We start from the raw sequence: 18,380 nt of genomic DNA, 5'->3' as shown, positions 1-18,380 counted from the left end.
GTCGTACAGCAGAAATGCCCTATGATAACGAACATTCACGCCGTCCGTCTCGCGCCTGATAAGGGATTATATCCATGGTTTTCCTGTGACAATTCTTTGCAATGGCGGACACAACTTTGTGTGGCAATCCGTACACTGATCAGCGTACACATTGCCTGGCATTGCCAGAGGACCGAATGATGAAACAGACCCTAATCAAGGCCGTTGGTGCCGCCTGTACTTTGCTGCTGGCCAGTCAGGCGCTGGCCTTTGGTGGCAAGCACCGCGAAATAGACTGGGACGATGAGCTGGAACTGAGCGATGCCCAGGAAGAGCGCATCGACGAAATTGAAGACAGCTACGAAAGTAAATTCCGCGAGTTGCGTAAGGCCGACACGCCCCGCAGTGAGAACCGCGCCAAAGCACACGAACTGATGCAGGCGATGCGCGCTGAAATCCAGCAGGTGCTGACCCCCGAACAGCGTGAGCAGGCGCAGAGCTTAATGCGCGAGCAGCACGCCAAAATGCAGAAAAAACACGCTAAAGAACTGGCCCGTAAACTGGATCTGAGCGATGAGCAGAAAGATACTTTGCTGAAAGGCGTTAAAGAGCAGAAAGACAACTATCAGTGGCCGCTGGATCAGTCTCAGCGTGAAGCGGCGCGCCAGCATTTTGAACAACTGGTGCAAAGTGTGCTGACTGCCGAACAGCAGGAAAAATGGACGGCATTGAAAGAGAAGCAGATGCGCAAATGGCATCACCCGGATGAAGACGGCCTGGATGGCCATCATGGTCACCGTAAAGATAAAGACTGCGATAAATAATCCGGTTTTATCGGATACAAAAAGCCCGCGTAATAACGCGGGCTTTTTGTTATCTGCGGTGGCAGAACAATCCGATCAGAAGCTGTACACCAGAGTAACGCCAAACTCGGTATCGGTGTTTTCGCTTTCTGCCGGCACCTTATCAACGTACTTCACTTTATAGGTCAGCTTGGTGGCCAGGCTGCCGTTGATCTGACTTTTCAGACCGGTTTCTGATTTATAGATACTGTTGCTTTCGCCCAGTTCGGCACTGAATTCTTCAATAAACTCGACGCCTTTCTGAATGGTCCAGTGATATCTGGCAACCAGACGGGCGATAACTTCTTCATTGATCTCATCTGTTTCTTTCAGCTTGTCGCGACGGTAACCGGGACCGGCTTCAAGGTCGAGTTCCATATTCTGTTCATGGATGGCGCGGTAACCGTAACCGGCGGATAACGTGGCCTGATACTCAAAGCCGCTGAAGCGGTCACGTTCTTCGTCACCGACGATGGCGAGGTAAGAATGCTCACTGAAGTTACGGTCAAACTGAACGGTGCCGCGGTACTTTTCTTTTGAAGTAACGCCATCTTCTTTACTGGTCAGGGCATCCAGTTTGAGGCTGGAATCCCAGAGTTCACCATCGCGCTTAACAGCAAATTTACCGTTAATGCTGGAGGTATCGGTATTACCTGAGGTGCGGATGGTGCCCAGCTCGGCAGATCCACCCCAGATCGGGAATTCCGGTGCTGCGGCAGCGTCTGCAGCAACGGCTTCTTCGGCGCTGGTCTGCATGGCGGACAGCAACAGCGGCAATACGGCGAATGATGAAACAATCAGGGCTTGGCGACGCATAGCATCCTCTCTGCGCAAAAAAACTTGCCGGCAGGTTAGCGACAGGGGGGGATCTGTGCAAGGGCAGGACGGGATAAAGGCCCGGCTGGCGGAACAGTGCGTAGCACAAAGCCAGCCTGTGCTTGTGCGGTTTTAGTGTAGAGTGTGCGCAGAAAAACAATACGCATAAGGATGCCAGTGTGCGCCAAGCCATTCTCAGCGGCCCGGTCAACCGGACACTCTACAGCCTGACTCAGCCGATGGTGCTGGGCATTATGGCGGTCTTCTTTTTCAATATGGTCGATACCTGGTTTATCAGCCTGCTCGGCACCGAAAGTCTGGCAGCCGTGGGCTTTGCTATGCCGGTCACCATGCTGGTGATGAATCTGGCGATTGGTCTTGGCATTGCCATGTCCGCTTTAATTGCGCGCGCGGTGGGCGCCGATGACAACCTGCAGGCACAGCGTGCCGCGATGGCGGGATTGCTGCTCAGTTTATTGCTGGGCGTGGTGATTGCCGTGGCGGGTTGGCTGAGCAATGACGCCCTGTTCCGTTTGCTGGGTGCCGGTGATGAGCTGTTGCCGGAAATCCGCCGCTTTATGGTGTTCTGGTGGCCCGGCGCCATCGTACTGCTGCTGATGATGATGCAGAACAGTGCCATGCGGGCAACCGGTAATACCAAACTGCCATCGCAGATGATGATGGTGGCTGCGGTGTTGAATGCGTTACTCGATCCGCTGCTGATTTTTGGCTGGGGGCCGTTGCCGGGAATGGGCATCGGTGGCGCGGCGCTGGCCAGTGCGCTGTGCTGGATTCTGGTGCTGCTGGTGATTATGACCCGCCAGCGCCGTGAAGGTTATATCAGCCGTCATGGCATGGGCTGGCACGATGTGCGGGTCTTGTGGAAACGAATGCTGCAGCTGGGTGTTCCGGCGATGGTCACCAATATGATGGTGCCGGTGGCCGGTGCCATTCTGCTGGTGATGGTGGCGCCGCTGGGGCCGGAAGCCGTGGCTGGTTTTGGTGTCGGCATGCGTCTGGAGCCATTCGCCATCGTGGTCATTCTGGCACTGACTTCAACCTTACCGGTGTTTGTTGCGCAGAATCATGCGGCGGCTCAGTACGACCGTATCTGGCAAGCCCTGTACAGCAGCTTCCGTTTCCTGGCCTTGTGGCAGGGAGCGGTGTGTTTGATTTTCTGGGTTACGGGTCATTGGCTGGCGCAGCTGTTTTCCGCTGATCCGGCGGTGCAGCAGAGTATTGTCGAGTACGTACGCTGGCTGCCGCTGGGCTATGCCGGTATGGGTATTGTGCTGTGCGTGAATTCTGCGCTGAACTCCCTGCAGCGTACCCAGACCTCGATGGTGATTAACTTTGTCCGCCTGTTTGCCTTTTATGTGCCCGGCGCCTTTATTGGTGCAGAGCTGGGTGGCTATCCGGGCCTGCTGATCGGCGCGGCGGCAGGTAATCTGCTGATGGGTGGATTGTTGCTGTGGCGGGTGCGGCATTATCAGCTGCAGTCGGCCGCTGTCTGAGGCCTGTTTAATCCGTGTGACCCGGCCTGATGTAATGACAGGCAAGTGCCGCTGGTTTATGCCTCTTTAAGGGGGCTGGTCACACCAAGCTGTCGTATCTGGTCTAATCAGGCGTGTTTACGGCTGCTAATCTGAAGGAACCCTATTTTCCTTCAGGAGTCCCCCTCATGACCATTCGCCAGAAATTGCTGCTCAGTATGGGCGGTGCTCTGCTGCTGAGTGTGGCGCTGGTCGTCAGCATTGGCATCTGGCAAAGCCGCCAGCAGCTGGAGACCTATTGGCTGGGTTCTGCCCTGCCGGCGAACATCCGGGCCATTGCTCAGGAAATCGAAAAAGACCTGACCGCCGCTATTACCTCCTCTGAACTGATTGCCGATAACGCGCTGATGCAAAACTGGATTGAGCGTGGTGAGCCGCAGGAGGAATGGCCGCTGAATCAGGAATTTCTTGAAGCCATTGCCCGCCGGCAAAAGGCTGACAGTGCTCACTTTGTATCGGCTCTGAGCCGCAACTACTACACCCAGAAAGGCATCAGCCGTAAGGTTACCGCAGAAAACGACGGCTGGTTTTTTGGCTTTCTCGATAAGGGCCTGAAACGCGCCCTGCAGCTGGATGTGGATAAAACCAGCGGCAAACCCACCTTATTTATTAATGTCCGCATCGAACGTAATGGTAAAGCGCTGGGCATCAGTGGTTTAGGCATCGGTCTGCAGGAAATGGCCGAACGCATCCGTCAATTCCGTTTTGCTGAAACCGGCATCGTTTATCTGACGGACAATAGCGGCAATATACTGATTCACCCGGATCTGAAGTTATCCGGTGTGCCACTGGCACAGCATATGCCGGCGCTTAACGCTCAGCAGTTGCTGGCAGCGACGGCCGGTGATCTGGTGGAATTTGAGCGGGATGGTAAACCGATCATTGCATCTGCCATGCAGCTGGATGAGGTGGACTGGCATCTGGTGGTGGAGGTCCCGCGCGGGGAAATCTACGGCGTGCTGCGCAAGTCCACGTTGTTATCGCTGGGCGTAGGAATCGTGACGGCACTGGTCTTTCTTGGTCTGATTGCGCTCCTTGCTGACCGGATGACACTGCCGTTACGCCGTATTACCCAGGCTCTGATCAGCATAGGCCAGGGCGGTGGCGACCTGACCCAGACCCTTAAGGTCGAAAGTAACGATGAACTTGGCCAGCTGGCGCGTGGCTTTAACGACTTTATGGAATCGCAGCGGCAGATGATTCGCGGCATCCTCGATACCGCTGAGCAGGTAAAAACCTATACCGAACAGATTGAAGAAGTGGTGACCACCAATCACAGCTGGGCGTCTGAGCAGAGCAAACTGACCGACTCGGTTGCGACCGCAATTTACGAAATGGAAGCAACGGTGCAGGAAGTGGCGCGTAACGCCACGGAAACGGCAACCAAACTGGAAAGTGTCGGTACCGACGCCGGCCGTATCCGCGGTGATATGGAGCGCTCGGAAAGTCAGGTAAACAGCATGTCGGCGGACATCCGTGAATCGGCCGATGCCATTGGCCAGCTGGCACAGCAGGTCAGCGATATCGGCCAGGTGATCCAGGTGATCAGCGCGATTTCCGAGCAGACCAATCTGCTGGCACTGAACGCCGCCATTGAGGCGGCGCGTGCCGGTGAGCATGGCCGTGGCTTTGCCGTGGTGGCTGATGAAGTGCGTAATCTGGCCCGCCGTACTCAGGAATCGACCAGCGAAATCGAAGCTATCATTGAGCGCCTGCAGCAGGGGTCGCAGCGAGCCGTTAAAGCCATGGAAGCCGGTGAAGGTGCGACCGCAGAAACGGTATCGGCAGCCAAACGCATGGGCGAAGCGCTGACCAGCATCAGCGAAAACGTCAGTGATGTGGTGGGCCTCAGCCATCAGGTGGCAACAGCCACGGAAGAACAAAGCTCAGTAACCGAAGACATCAGCCGCAATGTGCAGAACATCGCTGAACTGAGCAGCCGCTCCAGTGACGGTCTGACCATGTGTCAGCAGGAAGTACAGGAGCTGGCCAAGCTGGCTCAGCAGCTGGCCAAACAGATGATGCAGTTCCGCCTGTAGCCGGACACTGTGTTGTTTTACGGCAGCCGCGTCCTGTGGCTGCCGTGCACTTTCCATTAATCCAGAGCGAATAGCAGGTTATTCAGAGGTTTCTCAGGGCCTGTTTAATGAGTGTTGACAGGCCCTTAGCATCTTTGCCCCTTAATTTTGTCATGCAGACAGGGTAGAAAGAGCACTTCCTGTGGTTCTGGAGCATGAGGCATGAAGCCCGCTTTAAAAATCTTTGCCGGTCACGAAGCGCTGGCGCATATCCGCGCCAATGGTTTGCAGTCATCCGATATCGAAATGATGCTGGGTGCTTCCGGCGGCCCCAAATGGTTATCGTTGGCGGCGATGGATCGTTACCTGCTGAGTGAATGGGTACGCGGGCGCCAGCAGCCTTTGCATGTACTGGGTACCTCAGCCGGTGCCTGGCGTATGGCCTGTTATGCGCAGAACGATCCGCTGGCGGCCCATGCGCGCCTGCAGGAGGCCTATATCAGCCAGCAATACGCTTCGGCCAAACCGACAGCACAGGAAGTGGCAGCGGTTTGTCGCCATATTCTGGATGTGATTCTTGGCGCAACCGGTACGCAGGAGATCATCAATAACCCGGTGGTGCGTTATCACACGCTGGTGGCGCGCTGCCGTGGTCTGGCCGGAGCGGATCATAAAGTACCGCAAACGCTGGGGCTGGCTGGCGCCATGACCGCCAACCTGTTCGCCCGCAGTGCCATGCGCCCGTGGATTGAGCGGGTGGTGTTTCATCATCCGCAGCGTGCGCCGATTGATCATTACCCGCATCTGCCGGCGCGCCATGTGACCTTAACCGAAGATAATCTGCAGCCAGCGATTCTCGCCAGTGGCGCGATTCCGCTGGTGATTGCCGGAGTACGTAATATTCCTGGAGCACCGCGCGGTACATACCGTGATGGCGGTATCACCGACTATCAGTTTGATTTACCGGTGCTGCCGGAGAAGGGCTTTGTGCTTTATCCGCACTATTTTGCCAAAGCCCCGAAAGGCGGCTGGTTTGATAAGAAGCTGCGCTGGCGCACGGCCTCGCGGGAGAATTATCGCCGCACGATCATTATTGCGCCGTCCTGGGAGTTTGCAGCGACGCTGCCCGGTGGGCGCATTCCCGATCTGGATGATTTTTACGATTACCCGGATTACGGCGAGCGCCGCCGGCGCTGGGATATCGCACTGGCAGCCTGTGAGCGGTTGGGAGATGAGCTGGCCGATATTGATCAGCAGCAGCGCTGGGCGGAAGTGGCAGAACCTCTGCCCTGGTGAGGTCGCTGGTGCCATACCAGCCTGTGCTAACAGACTGGTATGGCGGGCATATCTCAGAGTTTGAAGTCGTGGCTGACTTTAAGCTTCAGGCTGCTGTCGCTGAGTTCTGCAGGCAGCGGCGGGAAAGGAGCGTTCTGTTTGACGGCGTTGATTAATGCCTGAGTCAGTTCGCGGTGACGGTTGTTGCTGAGTTCTTTAATCTCGCCCAGCTTACCGTCGCGCAGAATTTCCACCTGTAATTCCACCAGACCTTTTTTCTTCAGAATCTGAGCCGCTTTCGGATATTCAACCGCACTCAGAATACGCTCACGCTGCACATCTTCGTAACTCTGACGCAGTTGTCCCTGTTGTGCCGGCGGCGCTTTTTTCACCTGCAGTGATTTGGGCGGCTGTGGCATCGCCATGGTTGGCTGTTCTGCCCCCTGCAGCGAGAAGCGGTAACTCACACTGAGCGGCCACTGCTGGCCTTCGAGATCGTCGTTGATACTGATCTTGCTGGCCGCACTCTGCACCGCTCGCTGTACTTCGCTGACTAACAGCTTGGCGACACTGTCATCACGCGCGCGCAGGTTGAAGGTTTCGCCGGCACGGTTCAGCTCCAGATCCATTTCCACCAGACCTTCCTGAGCGAACTGTTTGGCCCAGGCCGGGTAGCTGACTTCGGCTTCCAGCTGGCGCTGTAACTGCCATTGCAGTTGCTGCAGGTAGTAGTCCTGTTCGGCGGCGAGAATGTCGGCGCTTTTCGCGGTGCTTTTGCTGTTGCTGGCTTTGCTGCTGGCGGGTTTCTGCGCTTTGGCTAAACGCTCTGCCTGAGCCTTGATGGCGGTAGCCTGGGCCTGACGCAGCTGCTCGGCGCGTTGCTTGGCCAGCTTCTCGGCGGCTTCACGTGCGGCGCGTTCTTCGGCCAGACGGCGGGCTTCAGCTTCACGCTGTTTTCTGGCTTCCTGTTCGGCTTTTTCGGCTTCCAGCTCGGCAGCCCTTGCCTGTTGCTGCTGGCGTTCCTGTTCGGCTTGCTGAGCAGCGCGCTCGGCGTTGAGCCAGCCGGAATACAGCTGGTTGCGTGCGGCCGGGATTTCATGGGTCAGCAGCAGTCGACGGTTTTGTTCGGCAGCAGCGGAGGTATCCTGCTGCAGGATATGCTGGCGGAACTCGCGCGATGGCGGCAGTTTGCCGATCCAGGTATTGAGCAGGTAGTTAAACAGTTCGACACCGCTGCTCTCGATCACCAGTTCGCGGTTAAGCAGAACGCGGGTGTTGCCGCCGGGCTGATAATCGACACGGATTTCGTCATCGCGGTGCAGGTCGTCACGCGGAAACTGGGTAAATTCCATCACCGCCTGCTGTACCTGAGTATCGGCGCTGAGGTTATCGTTATTGATGGAGATATTGTTCTGCCACTGTTGTGCCCATTTACGTGGCGACCAGCGTTCGGTACTGACAATCAGCTGCATGCGTTTGGCAGTGTCAGGCGAGAGAATGGCGTCCGGGTCCTGTTCCGGAGCGGGCAGATAAAGACCGGCAACATAGTATTCGCGGGTCAGGTAGTAATAGGAAGCGCTGCCGTTGAGTACCAGTTCTGCGGCCTGTAACTGAGAGAACGGCAGGGTTCCGGTCAGTAAAGCGATCATCAGAAATGCTCGGATCATGTATTCGCATCCTTGTTGAAATTAGGCGGGCAAGAATAAGACGAGTTGTGCTTACAAAAAAGCCCCGGACGCATGCGTCCGGGGCCAGTGTCAGTCTTTAATGGTGTAAAGCACCGCAACGCTGGCATCAACGGCATAGGCGTTGATGTAGCCAATGGCGTTCAGGTCGGCGGCAACGGCAGCCTTCATGGCATCAGCGTCACCGACTTCACGTGGCGGTTGCTTCTTGCCGGAGAAGATTGAACGTGACCAGTAAGCATGCAGCTGTGACGGGTTTTTGTTCAGAATTTTACGTCCGAACTTTTCGCGTACGCTGTCACCTTTGGCCAGATCGTAAGGCACGGCCGCAGTCCCATCAGGAAACTTGCTGGCCTTACCCAGATAAATACGTTCGATCAGGTCGGCATCGATACCCGTGTAGGTATTGTTATTCTTCAGATTGACGATCACAGCGATGTCAGCCCAGCTTGCAGCGCTCAGGCTCAGCAGTGTGGTCATTCCCAGGGCTTTGATAAATTTCATGCGTATTAGCTCCTCAGAATACCAGCTGTAATGCGGCGCGGTAGAGAGTTCCGGAGGCGCCTGGCAGGCCCTGATTGGTTTCCTCTATGTGGTGTGATGCTTCCAGTTTAAAGGCGGTCGCTTCATCCAGGTCGTAGCGCATACCGAGGGTGATACTTTCGTCTTCACCGCGCAGCATCATCATTTCCTGCACCTTGCCGACATCGCCGCCGTCGAGACGGTCACGCGAGGTAGAGTAGGTGGTGTGAATGGTCAGAGCGTCAAAACGCTTGGCCAGAGACGCCAGCCAGGCGAAGTTATCCACATACAGGCCGGAGTCGAAGTTGATGATTGCGGTCTCGGCGATAAAGCTCCAGTCACCGTTATCCCAGGTAGTTGCCAGGTTGTAGTAACGCGCTTTCTTGTCGTCGAAGTTGAACGTTTCCTTGGTTTCCTCACTCATGCTGTTTGTCAGCAGGGTGGCGGCGGTCTGGGCGATATCGATACGGCGGGCACCGCTGGCGGCCAGATCGTACAGGGCTTCATCCGGGGTTTTAGTACCTGTCCCTACATCGATCAGAGTCTGCATATCTGCGGCAGAATCCAGCGTCATCTGCGTCTGCTGCATACCAACACGCAGACCGAAATCACCCATATACAGGTTCAGGGTAGCGCCGGCGAAGTTGTTCAGCTCGGACTCATAGGCTTCGTTAAACAACACGATTTCTTTGTCACGACGGCCGTAGTTCAGCTGAATCTGACCGTCGAAGCTGTCAAAACTGAAGCGTTTGATGATGTCGGCACCGTTGTAATCGGAGAACGGAATACCGTAAGCATCACCAGTTGGACGGATCCAGTTGTAGGCGTAGCCCACGTCGAGGAATTCGGAGTAGTAGAAGAACGGAATACGCAGACGACCGAAACGGATATCGGTGCTGTCGTTCAGCGCGTGGCTGATAAAGGCCAGCGAGGTGCGTACCGCAAAATCTTCTTCACCTTTGGCGGTCAGCTGGATAGTGGCACTGGTGCGCTCGCTGATCTCTTTACTGATCTGCAGGCCCATCATGGTGTCGCGGTTGAAGAATTGCGGGCTGCCCGACTCATACGACTCAATGGTGATGTCGTCTTCGTCGAGGTAGTAAGCGCCGGCATTCAGAAAGCCATAAACGTTAAGGCCGTTATCAGCGATGGCCTGGCCTGCACTGCAAAGCAGTAACGCACAAGGCAACAGGCTCTTGGTGGTTGATAAAGTTCGGGTTCGCATAGAGTCCTCCGTCAGTGAGGCGCGGATTCTAGCGTAAATGGTACGTTGGTTGGGGATTTGCTAAGACAATTTACCGAGAGATGAGTCACAAAAATGTGTTTAGTTACATCCTGAGACAGCTGACGGCGGGCCGGACGCTGTTTGCCCGGCCACGCTGTCCGTCAGGGAATATTCTCTTCAGGCCACCGCAACCTGGCGACGGTCGCGGCGTAAGACTGCAATGGTAAACAAACTGGCACTGACGAACATGATCAGACTGTAAACGCTGGGAGCGATCGACATTTCGGCGCTCTGCAGAATGCTGGTGGTGATCAGCAGGGCCAGAGTTCCGTTCTGTAAACCGACTTCAAGACTGATTGCACGTGCCTGCGCTTCGCTGTGCAGGAACCAGCGTCCGGCCATATAGCCAAGACCCATGGTGCTGATGTTCAGCAGCAGTGCGGCAGGTCCGGCCTGTAGGGTAAAGCCGATCAGCTTATCGCCGAGGTTAATACAGATAGAGACGATCACCGCAACCAGCACAATCACAGAAAAACGTGTGATCAGCGGTTCCATACGGCGGGCAAACTGCTGCCATTTTGCGCGGATCGCCATCCCGATCACCACCGGAATCACGGTAATAATCATCAGCTTGATCCAGGTGCTGACAATCGGCAGCTCAAAGTGTGAACCGGCATCGCTGTAATGGTTAATGGCCCAGACGCCGAGTAACGGAATGGTGAACGGCGTGATAAAACCAATCACCGCCGTCAGCGACACCGACAGGCCAACATCGGCTCGGGCGAGAAAACTGTACAGATTGGAGGTGGTGCCACCGGGGCAGAGAGCAAGAATAAACAGGCCGATGGCGATTTCACCATGCAGACCGGTCACGGCGATGACCGCCATTGCAATCAGCGGCAGCAGTAACATCTGACAGAAGGCACCAATCAGAAAGCCTCTCGGCTGGCGGAATACACGACGGAAATCTTCCGGAGTCAGGCCGAGACCAACGCCGACCATAATTAAAATCAGGGCGACCGGCAGGCCGATCTGAATAAGCGACTGCAACATACTGAGTACTCTTGTTGTTATTCTGGTGATCAGACGTGGGCAGTCAGAGGTCTGCTCCGTACTGATCTTGTAATCAGCACGCTACCCTATGGTTGCAGTGGCGGCAACGGCTGTTCGTGTCACTAAGCCGGGAAGTTTGTAATTCTTTGTAGGCACCAGTGCGCTGTGCGGCTGTATCAGCGGTGGCGGTAAAAGCCTTTTACCACACTCCAGAGATTAAAACCGGCCAGTGGGGAGCGCTGCACGCAGCGTTCGCGGGCCGTTTTTTTATCGGCAATTTCCGCGTATTTACTGGCCCAGAGTATCCAGTTGCCATCGGTGGTGGTGCTTTGCAGCAATTGCGGGAAACGCTGTTTTAACTGCGTCAGACAGTCTGTCTGCTCGCGGTGTTCTTTCCATAAATTCAGTACCAGCCAGCCGTGGGCCGATAAATGGCGTTCGCATAAATCGAGAAAGTCGCTCTGCAATACCAGCGGATCAAGGCCATCGGCCAGATACAGATCGCAGATTAATAAATCGCACTGTCCCTGCTCGCTGTTGCGTAAAAATTCGGCGGCATCGCTGACATGGGTGCTCAGACGCTTATCACGGGGCAGAGCAAAATACTGCTGCGCGATCTGAAATACTGCCTGACGGAGATCGACCGTCTGAATCGTTGCCTGCGGCAGCCAGTGGAACAGTGTGCTGGCCAGAGTACCGCCGCCGGTTCCCAGCAGCGTGATATTCGCCGGTGGTGTCGAGGCGTCGGATTGCATCAGCACGGCGACCATGGCACGGGCATATTCGTGCTGTAACTGCAGTGGCGCACTTTTCAGCTGACAGCTTTGTTCGTCGGCGGTGCCAAAACTTAAATAGCGTTTATTGCCATCGTCGAACACCAGAATTGGGCCGAATTCATCGTAACGCCGATGAATTTCGCGCCCCAGGTGAGAGAGTGAAATCACGGTTGCTTATTACTCACAAGGATTTGAAAAATACCTTGGAATTACGCTGGAAGTTATACAGCTTCTGCCGCTCCTGCGGTAATTCGCTGACGGCACCGGCGACAAAACCATTTTCGATAAACCAGTGGGCGGTACGTGTGGTTAACACAAATAATTGTTTGTAATGACGCCGCTGGGCTTCCTGCTCAATCTGTTCGAGCAGACGCTGACCACGATTCGTACCACGATAATCGGCATGCACAGCCACACAGGCCAGTTCGGCTTTATCGTCAGAGTAAGGGTAGAGCGCCGCACAGGCGGTGATCATGCCGTCGCGTTCAATCACATAAAAACGCTGAATTTCGTTTTCCAGTAATTCCCGTGAACGGCGCACCAGAATGCCCTGCTCTTCCAGCGGACGCAGTAATTCAAGAATACCAACCACATCGTCGCTTCTGGCATTACGCAGCTGATCGTAGGCGTATTGCGTGACCATAGTGCCACGCCCTTCGCGTGAGAATAATTCCTGCAGCAGGGCACCGTCGTCGGCGTAACTCAGCAGGTGTACCCGCGGCACGCCCTGACGCACGCTTTTTATCGCCGCTTCGGCATGGCAGCGCACTTCGCCTTTCCAGGCCTGCAGACGCGGTTCAAGATCCATACAGGTTAATTCTTTAATCAGCTCGCCGTCGTCATCCAGCAATCCGGACTGCTCGCCCATAATAATTAATTTATCGGCGCGCAGTGCCACGGCGGTGTGCTGTGCTACGTCTTCAACCGTGAGGTTAAACATTTCACCCGACGGCGAGTAACCGGCCGATGACAGCAGCACGACGTTACGCTGTGCCAGTAATTCGCTGATGGCCTGATGTTCAATACGCCGCACCTCGCCGGTGTGCTGATAATCAACACCGTCAATCACGCCCAGTGGTTTGGCGGTGACGAAATTACCGCTGACCACGCGGATGCGTGCGCCGTGCATTGGCGAGTTGGGCAGGCCGATGGACAGGCGTGATTCGACATCGGCTTTTACCATGCCGACCGCCGCTTTTACGGCATTTAAGGCTTCGCCATCGGTGATGCGTAAATCGTTGTGAAAACGACTCTGGATATCCAGCTTGCTTAATACCGCATCAATCTGTGGTCGCGCGCCATGCACCAGTACCAGGCGTACACCAAGACTGGTCAGCAGGGCGATGTCCTGCACCACATGATTGAAATTGTCGTGCGCAATGGCATCGCCTTCGAACATGATGACGAAGGTTTTACCGCGGTGCGCATTAATGTACGGCGATGATTGACGGAACCATTGCACGTAAGCGGTGGTATCTGGATTCACTCGGCTTTTTCACTCCTGAAACAGGTTTTTAATGTTGGCGTTGATTTAAGCATGAGCCGCGCTCAGACAGAAGGGTGCAGACAGAAGCGCTCAATCAGGCCGCGTAATAATTCCACACAGGGTTCAATCTGATCCTGCGCCAGATATTCATCCACCTGATGCGCCTGATCGATATTACCCGGCCCGAGCACAATGGTGTCGATGCCCAGTTCCTGTAAGAAAGGTGCTTCAGTGGCGTAATTAACCGCTGCACTGGTATGGCCGGTTAAGCGTTCGGCGGCCTGAACCAGTGGGCTGGTGGCGGCGGTTTCAAACGAATTCACGCCGGGAAATAACGGCTCGAAAGAAAACTCGACGCGGTTCTGCTCGGCAATGGGGTTTAACCGCTGGCGGATTTCTTCGCGCAGATCGTCGTTACTCATACCCGGCAGAGTGCGTAAATCGAACGCCAGTTCACAGCTGCCACAGATACGGTTGGGGTTATCGCCACCGTGAATACAGCCAAGGTTGAGCGTCGGCACCTGCACGGCAAAATGTGCGTTCTGATAACGGCTGGCCAGATCACGGCGCAGATTCATTAATTCATTCATCACCGGCACCATGGCATCGAGGGCGTTGATGCCCAGATCCGGGTTGGATGAATGCCCGGCTTTGCCGGTTAAGCGCACGCTCTCCATCATGATGCCTTTGTGCATACGGATGGGTTTTAAGCTGGTGGGTTCACCGACCACCGCATAGCGCGCTTTCGGCTTACCCTGCTGCGCCAGCGCGCGCGCACCGCACATGGAGCTTTCTTCATCGGCGGTGGCGAGAATAATCAGCGGCTGTTTAAAGTCGCTGGCCTGATAGTGCTTAAGGGCTTCGAGAACCAGAGCGAAGAAGCCTTTCATATCGCAGGTGCCGAGCCCGTAAAAACGGCCGTCACGTTCAGTCAGGGTAAAAGGGTCGGACTGCCAGCGTTCCGGATTACAGGGCACGGTATCGGTATGACCACTGAGCACCAGACCACCATCGCCACGCCCTAAAGTGGCAATCAGATTGGCTTTACCGGGGAAGCCTTCCAGCGGCAGGATTTCGCAGGCAAAGCCCAGCTCACTGAACCACTGGGCCAGAGTGTTGATCACCGGCAGATTGCTTTCATCGTATTCCGGCAACACCGAGCTGATGCTGTTGTGAGCAATAAGAGTGGTAAGACGGCTGATCAGATCCATAACTGGCCTTTTATAAATAACGACGCTGTTAATAACAGTGTTTAAAGCATCACTGAGCTTGCTTATAGCGGGGCGCCTCATGACAATAGCGCCATGACTAAAGAAACCGAACTCAAGCTCCGCATCAGCCCGCAATCTTTGCCTGCGCTGACTCAATTCCTGAACACTCAGGCCCGGCCTCTGAGCCATTCTACGCTGAAAAACTGGTACCTCGATACGCCCGCAGCGGCGTTATCGTCGGCCCGTGCGGCTTTGCGTATCCGCCAGCACGGTGATGGCTACGAACAGACGCTTAAAACCCGTGGCCAGAGCCAGGCTGGCATACATCAGCGTGGTGAATGGAACTGGCCATTAACCTCCCCACAGCTCGACAGTACCCTGCTGCAGAGTGCCGAAGTGGCTGAGCACTGGCCAGCCAATATCGATGTTGCTGAGCTGAGCGAAATATTCACCACCCATTTTGAACGCCAGGCCTGGCTGTGGCAGCTGGATGGCTGTGAAGCCGAAGTGGTGCTGGATCAGGGCGAAGTGAGCAGCGGGCGCAAGACCCTGCCGTTGTGCGAAGTTGAGCTGGAATTAAAACAGGGCGATGCCGCCGGTTTGTGGGCAATGGCCCTGCAGCTGGCTGAACAGGCGCCACTCTGGCTGAGTGATATCAGCAAAGCCGAACGTGGCTACCGTCTGGCGCGCCTCAGTCAGCCCTGGGCACAGACGCCGGGCGTGAGCGCCGCAGACGATATGGCCACCGCACTGCCGCAGTGGCTGAGTTATGAATTCTTACACCTGCAGCGTGCGCTGGAGCATTGTCTGTGGGACCGCAATATCCACGCAGCACTGGATGCCTGGATCCACTGGCAGGCGCTGCGAGCCCTGCCGCAGCTGGCCGGTAAAGTGATCCGCCGTAATCAGACCCGCGCCCTGCGCGATGCGCTGGACCAGCTGCAACAGCCATTGCAGCAACTGGCGGCTACGGCCCAGCTGCTCAGCTATCTGCGCTCTGCCGATGAAGAAAGTGACGTACACGAAGAACTAAACACGTTGCAGGCGGTCTGGATGGAGCGCCTGCAACAGCTGCGCGAAAACGCCGTGCTGGCCAAAGCGCTGACACAGGCAGCGGCGGCGTTGTATGCGTTGCCGCCGTTAAAAGAAGGCAGCGAGCAGGCCGGCCACTGGCTGCGTCATTTACTGCGTCAGCATCAGCCATTGCTGGAACAGCTTAAGCGACAGCGGCCACAGTCGACCGAGCAGTGGCGTGGTATGGCACACGAGCTGGCTCTGCTGTGCATGGCCTGTGATTATGGCCGTGCATTGCCGCAGGTAAATGCGCCCGGCGAAACAGTGTGGCGCGCGCTGTCTGATATGCTTAACGCAGAAACTTTGTTACAAAGACCCTGGCCCCTGCCGCCGCTGAACCCGGCTGCCGGTGCTGAGCAGCGCACAGCTGATGACTACAGCGGCTGGGCAGAAGAGCATCTGCAGCATCTGGCCAGGCAACTCTGAGGCGGCTGCGCAGAGAACATACACGGATTGGGGAATGACACATGCAGGCTCAGGCGGAACGCCAACTCTCATTACCATCGCTGATTGAAGATCTGCGCCGCGACCAGCTGCTCAACGACGAAGATCATCAGCTGGCGCTGAGCATCCGTCGTAAGCCGGAAGAGAAAAGCCTGCATGTCCTCACCCTGCTGGGTAAACAGAATTTTGCCGACGCCCGCCATAAAGGCCGGGTGTTGAATGAGCATCTGCTGATCGACTGGCTGGCCGAGCGCCATAAAATGGAAGCCGTGCAGATTGATCCGCTGGAAGTGGACGTGTCGGCGGTGACCGATGTGATGTCTTACGCCTTTGCTGAGCGTCACCGTATTCTGGCGGTGAAAGTCAGCACCGATACCGTGGTGGTCGCCTGTGCCGAGCCGGAAGTGGACAGCTGGATTGCCGACGTTGAACACGTGACCCGTCGTCAGGTGAAACGTGTGCTGGCCGCGCCCAGTGATATCGAACGTTACCGCGTAGAGTTCTATCAGCTGGCTAACTCGGTCAACCGTGCCCGCCAGAGCCATAAAGGCGCCAGCGTGGTGCAGAATCTGGAGTCCATGCTGGAGCTGGGCAAAGCCCGCGCGCCGGATGCCAACGACGAGCACATCGTCAATATCGTTGACTGGTTACTGCAGTACGCTTTCGATCAGCGCGCCAGCGATATTCACCTCGAGCCACGGCGCGAAGTCGGCCATGTGCGCTTCCGAATCGATGGCGTGCTGCACAATGTTTATGAACTGCCGGCGCAGGTTGCGATGGCAGTGGTGGCGCGGATCAAATCGCTGGGGCGGATGAACATCGCCGAAAAGCGCAAACCCCAGGACAGCCGCTTAAAAACCAAAACCCCGTCCGGTCAGGAAGTGGAGCTGCGTTTATCGACGCTGCCGACCGCCTTTGGCGAAAAACTGGTGATGCGGGTATTTGATCCGCAGGTGCTGGTGCGCAGTTTCTCTGAGCTGGGTTTTAGCAAAGAAGACAACCGCCGCTGGGCGGAAATGACGCGCAACAACCACGGCATCATTTTTGTTACCGGGCCGACCGGTTCCGGTAAAACCACCACGCTGTATTCCACCCTGAAACAGCTGGCGACGCCGGAAGTGAATGTGTCCACCATCGAAGACCCGATCGAAATGGTGGAGCCGGCGTTTAACCAGATGCAGGTACACCCCGGCATCGACCTGACCTTCGCCAGTGGCGTGCGCGCCTTACTTCGTCAGGACCCTGACATCATCATGGTCGGTGAGGTGCGTGACCTTGAGACGGCCGAAATTGCCGTTCAGGCGGCATTAACCGGCCATCTGGTTCTCTCTACCCTGCACACCAATGATGCCCCCTCGGCCTTTACCCGTTTAATGGAGCTGGGGCTGCCGGCGTATTTAATCCGTTCCAGCGTACTGGGCGTGATGGCGCAGCGTCTGGTGCGGACGTTATGCCCGCACTGCAAGATGAAAGAAAAAGTCGATGAGCACGCCTGGAAGCAGCTGACGGCTCCCTGGCTGGTGAAAACGCCAGAGCATGTGTATGCCGCCAAAGGATGCCTCGAATGCCGCGGCACCGGTTATATGGGGCGGATGGGTATTTATGAAGTGATGCCTATGACCGAGAATCTGGAAATGATGATCAACGACCAGATGGATCATATCAAACTGCGTCAGGCGGCAATGAAAGAAGGTATGCACAGCCTGCGCTTAAGCGGTGCACATAAGGTCGCCGCAGGCATGACCACGGTCGCAGAAGTGATGCGTGTGGCACCTTTGTCGAGAATGCAGTCGTAAAAGTGTTAGCCGGTACATAGAGAGCCGGCGTTGCAGCGACTAGAATGAATGTTTAAATAAGAACAGTAAGGAAATGCCCTCGTGGATATCAGCGTACCGCCCATTATCGACCTTGAGGCCTCCGGTTTCGGACGGGGCAGCTATCCGATTGAGGTGGGCTTTGCGCTGGAAGACCGCATGGTACACAGCTTTCTGATCAAGCCGGCACCGACCTGGCTGCACTGGAGTGTGGAAGCTGAGCTGATTCACGGTATCTCGCGTGAACAGCTGCAGGAAGAAGGCATGACCCCGCGCGAAGTCGCGCTGAAGATGAACGAAATTCTGCGCGGCAAAACCCTCTATTCCGATGCCTGGAGCTTTGACAGCTCGTGGATGGGACGCCTGTTTGACGAAGCCGAACTGGTGCAGCGTTTCCGTATTGAGACCATTAATAAACTACTGACGCCGGAGCAGATGGAAGCCTGGCACGACACCAAAAAATCCCTCTGGCATACCATGAATATTGAGCGCCACCGTGCGGCTAATGATGTGCAGGTACTGCAGGAAACCTTTTTGCGGGTAACTGCCAGTACGGTTTAACGGTCGTTGCGATCCGGCATCAGCCGCCCATAAAAAAACGAGCCCT

At 55.9% G+C, this 18,380-nt stretch carries 15 protein-coding genes; 7 read left to right on the top strand and 8 right to left on the bottom strand.

Going from position 1 to position 18,380, the window contains the following annotated elements; genetic code table 11:
• Nucleotides 1-179: 179 nt before the first annotated feature.
• Entirely contained in the window at nt 180-803 is a 624-nt protein-coding gene (locus HUF18_RS03455) for a hypothetical protein (RefSeq protein WP_225691151.1), read from the top strand.
• 75 nt (nt 804-878) lie between these two features.
• Here the strand turns inward: HUF18_RS03455 and HUF18_RS03450 are convergent, their stop codons facing one another.
• Complete coding sequence (locus tag HUF18_RS03450; RefSeq protein WP_145467699.1) at nt 879-1,637, bottom strand: DUF481 domain-containing protein; 759 nt, start codon at nt 1,635-1,637, stop codon at nt 879-881.
• 179 nt (nt 1,638-1,816) lie between these two features.
• Between HUF18_RS03450 and HUF18_RS03445 the strand changes: the two genes are divergently transcribed.
• The 3 genes from HUF18_RS03445 (at nt 1,817) to HUF18_RS03435 (ending at nt 6,504) form a co-directional block, all read left to right on the top strand.
• Complete coding sequence (locus HUF18_RS03445) at nt 1,817-3,151, top strand: MATE family efflux transporter (protein ID WP_225691150.1); 1,335 nt, start codon at nt 1,817-1,819, stop codon at nt 3,149-3,151.
• A gap of 167 nt (nt 3,152-3,318) precedes the next feature.
• Complete coding sequence (locus HUF18_RS03440; protein WP_145467703.1) at nt 3,319-5,229, top strand: methyl-accepting chemotaxis protein; 1,911 nt, start codon at nt 3,319-3,321, stop codon at nt 5,227-5,229.
• Between the two features lie 201 nt (nt 5,230-5,430).
• Complete coding sequence (locus tag HUF18_RS03435) at nt 5,431-6,504, top strand: patatin-like phospholipase family protein (protein ID WP_225691149.1); 1,074 nt, start codon at nt 5,431-5,433, stop codon at nt 6,502-6,504.
• Between the two features lie 53 nt (nt 6,505-6,557).
• Here the strand turns inward: HUF18_RS03435 and HUF18_RS03430 are convergent, their stop codons facing one another.
• From HUF18_RS03430 to argE, 7 genes are all read right to left on the bottom strand, one after another.
• Nucleotides 6,558-8,150, bottom strand: a complete 1,593-nt coding sequence (locus tag HUF18_RS03430) for a TonB family protein (RefSeq protein WP_145467707.1) — start codon at nt 8,148-8,150, stop codon at nt 6,558-6,560.
• A gap of 90 nt (nt 8,151-8,240) precedes the next feature.
• A complete protein-coding gene (locus HUF18_RS03425; protein ID WP_145467709.1) occupies nt 8,241-8,672 on the bottom strand; it encodes a phosphate ABC transporter substrate-binding protein in 432 nt (143 codons plus the stop codon).
• Nucleotides 8,673-8,685: 13 nt separating this feature from the next.
• The gene (locus tag HUF18_RS03420; RefSeq protein WP_145467711.1) at nt 8,686-9,915 is read right to left on the bottom strand and encodes a porin; all 1,230 of its coding nucleotides are present in this window, start codon (nt 9,913-9,915) and stop codon (nt 8,686-8,688) included.
• Between the two features lie 177 nt (nt 9,916-10,092).
• Nucleotides 10,093-10,968, bottom strand: coding sequence for a bile acid:sodium symporter family protein (locus tag HUF18_RS03415; RefSeq protein WP_225691148.1), 876 nt, complete (start codon nt 10,966-10,968; stop codon nt 10,093-10,095).
• Between the two features lie 176 nt (nt 10,969-11,144).
• On the bottom strand, nt 11,145-11,912 hold the full coding sequence (locus tag HUF18_RS03410) for a spermidine synthase (protein ID WP_225691147.1): 768 nt from the start codon (nt 11,910-11,912) through the stop codon (nt 11,145-11,147).
• 13 nt (nt 11,913-11,925) lie between these two features.
• Nucleotides 11,926-13,230 carry an amino-acid N-acetyltransferase gene (gene argA / locus HUF18_RS03405; protein WP_225691146.1) on the bottom strand — a complete coding sequence of 435 codons (1,305 nt, stop codon included), beginning with the start codon at nt 13,228-13,230 and terminating at the stop codon, nt 11,926-11,928.
• Nucleotides 13,231-13,292: 62 nt separating this feature from the next.
• Nucleotides 13,293-14,441 carry an acetylornithine deacetylase gene (argE, locus tag HUF18_RS03400; RefSeq protein WP_225691145.1) on the bottom strand — a complete coding sequence of 383 codons (1,149 nt, stop codon included), beginning with the start codon at nt 14,439-14,441 and terminating at the stop codon, nt 13,293-13,295.
• A gap of 93 nt (nt 14,442-14,534) precedes the next feature.
• Here argE and HUF18_RS03395 point away from each other — a divergent pair, with 93 nt between their 5' ends.
• The 3 genes from HUF18_RS03395 to HUF18_RS03385 all read left to right on the top strand — a co-directional run bounded on the left by HUF18_RS03395 (nt 14,535) and on the right by HUF18_RS03385 (nt 18,334).
• Entirely contained in the window at nt 14,535-15,941 is a 1,407-nt protein-coding gene (locus HUF18_RS03395; protein WP_225691144.1) for a CYTH domain-containing protein, read from the top strand.
• Between the two features lie 41 nt (nt 15,942-15,982).
• The gene (locus HUF18_RS03390) at nt 15,983-17,755 is read left to right on the top strand and encodes a GspE/PulE family protein (RefSeq protein ID WP_225691143.1); all 1,773 of its coding nucleotides are present in this window, start codon (nt 15,983-15,985) and stop codon (nt 17,753-17,755) included.
• A gap of 81 nt (nt 17,756-17,836) precedes the next feature.
• The gene (locus HUF18_RS03385) at nt 17,837-18,334 is read left to right on the top strand and encodes a 3'-5' exonuclease (RefSeq protein ID WP_145467725.1); all 498 of its coding nucleotides are present in this window, start codon (nt 17,837-17,839) and stop codon (nt 18,332-18,334) included.
• Nucleotides 18,335-18,380: the final 46 nt, after the last annotated feature.

The organism is Thalassolituus sp. ST750PaO-4 (assembly GCF_020320405.1).
GTDB lineage: Bacteria > Pseudomonadota > Gammaproteobacteria > Pseudomonadales > Oceanobacteraceae > Venatoribacter > Venatoribacter alkanivorans.
Note: the sequence above shows the minus strand (reverse complement) of the source record. Positions and strands in the feature narration are given on the sequence as shown.

Excerpts from the sequence above, each read along its gene's own strand:
- HUF18_RS03390 (WP_225691143.1), top strand. The coding sequence starts at position 15,983 with ATGCAGGCTCAGGCGGAACGCCAACTCTCATTACCATCGCTGATTGAA.
- HUF18_RS03425 (WP_145467709.1), bottom strand. The coding sequence starts at position 8,672 with ATGAAATTTATCAAAGCCCTGGGAATGACCACACTGCTGAGCCTGAGC.
- HUF18_RS03430 (WP_145467707.1), bottom strand. The coding sequence starts at position 8,150 with ATGATCCGAGCATTTCTGATGATCGCTTTACTGACCGGAACCCTGCCG.
- HUF18_RS03420 (WP_145467711.1), bottom strand. The coding sequence starts at position 9,915 with ATGCGAACCCGAACTTTATCAACCACCAAGAGCCTGTTGCCTTGTGCG.
- HUF18_RS03455 (WP_225691151.1), top strand. The coding sequence starts at position 180 with ATGAAACAGACCCTAATCAAGGCCGTTGGTGCCGCCTGTACTTTGCTG.
- HUF18_RS03415 (WP_225691148.1), bottom strand. The coding sequence starts at position 10,968 with ATGTTGCAGTCGCTTATTCAGATCGGCCTGCCGGTCGCCCTGATTTTA.
- argE (WP_225691145.1), bottom strand. The coding sequence starts at position 14,441 with ATGGATCTGATCAGCCGTCTTACCACTCTTATTGCTCACAACAGCATC.
- HUF18_RS03395 (WP_225691144.1), top strand. The coding sequence starts at position 14,535 with ATGACTAAAGAAACCGAACTCAAGCTCCGCATCAGCCCGCAATCTTTG.
- HUF18_RS03435 (WP_225691149.1), top strand. The coding sequence starts at position 5,431 with ATGAAGCCCGCTTTAAAAATCTTTGCCGGTCACGAAGCGCTGGCGCAT.
- HUF18_RS03440 (WP_145467703.1), top strand. The coding sequence starts at position 3,319 with ATGACCATTCGCCAGAAATTGCTGCTCAGTATGGGCGGTGCTCTGCTG.
- HUF18_RS03450 (WP_145467699.1), bottom strand. The coding sequence starts at position 1,637 with ATGCGTCGCCAAGCCCTGATTGTTTCATCATTCGCCGTATTGCCGCTG.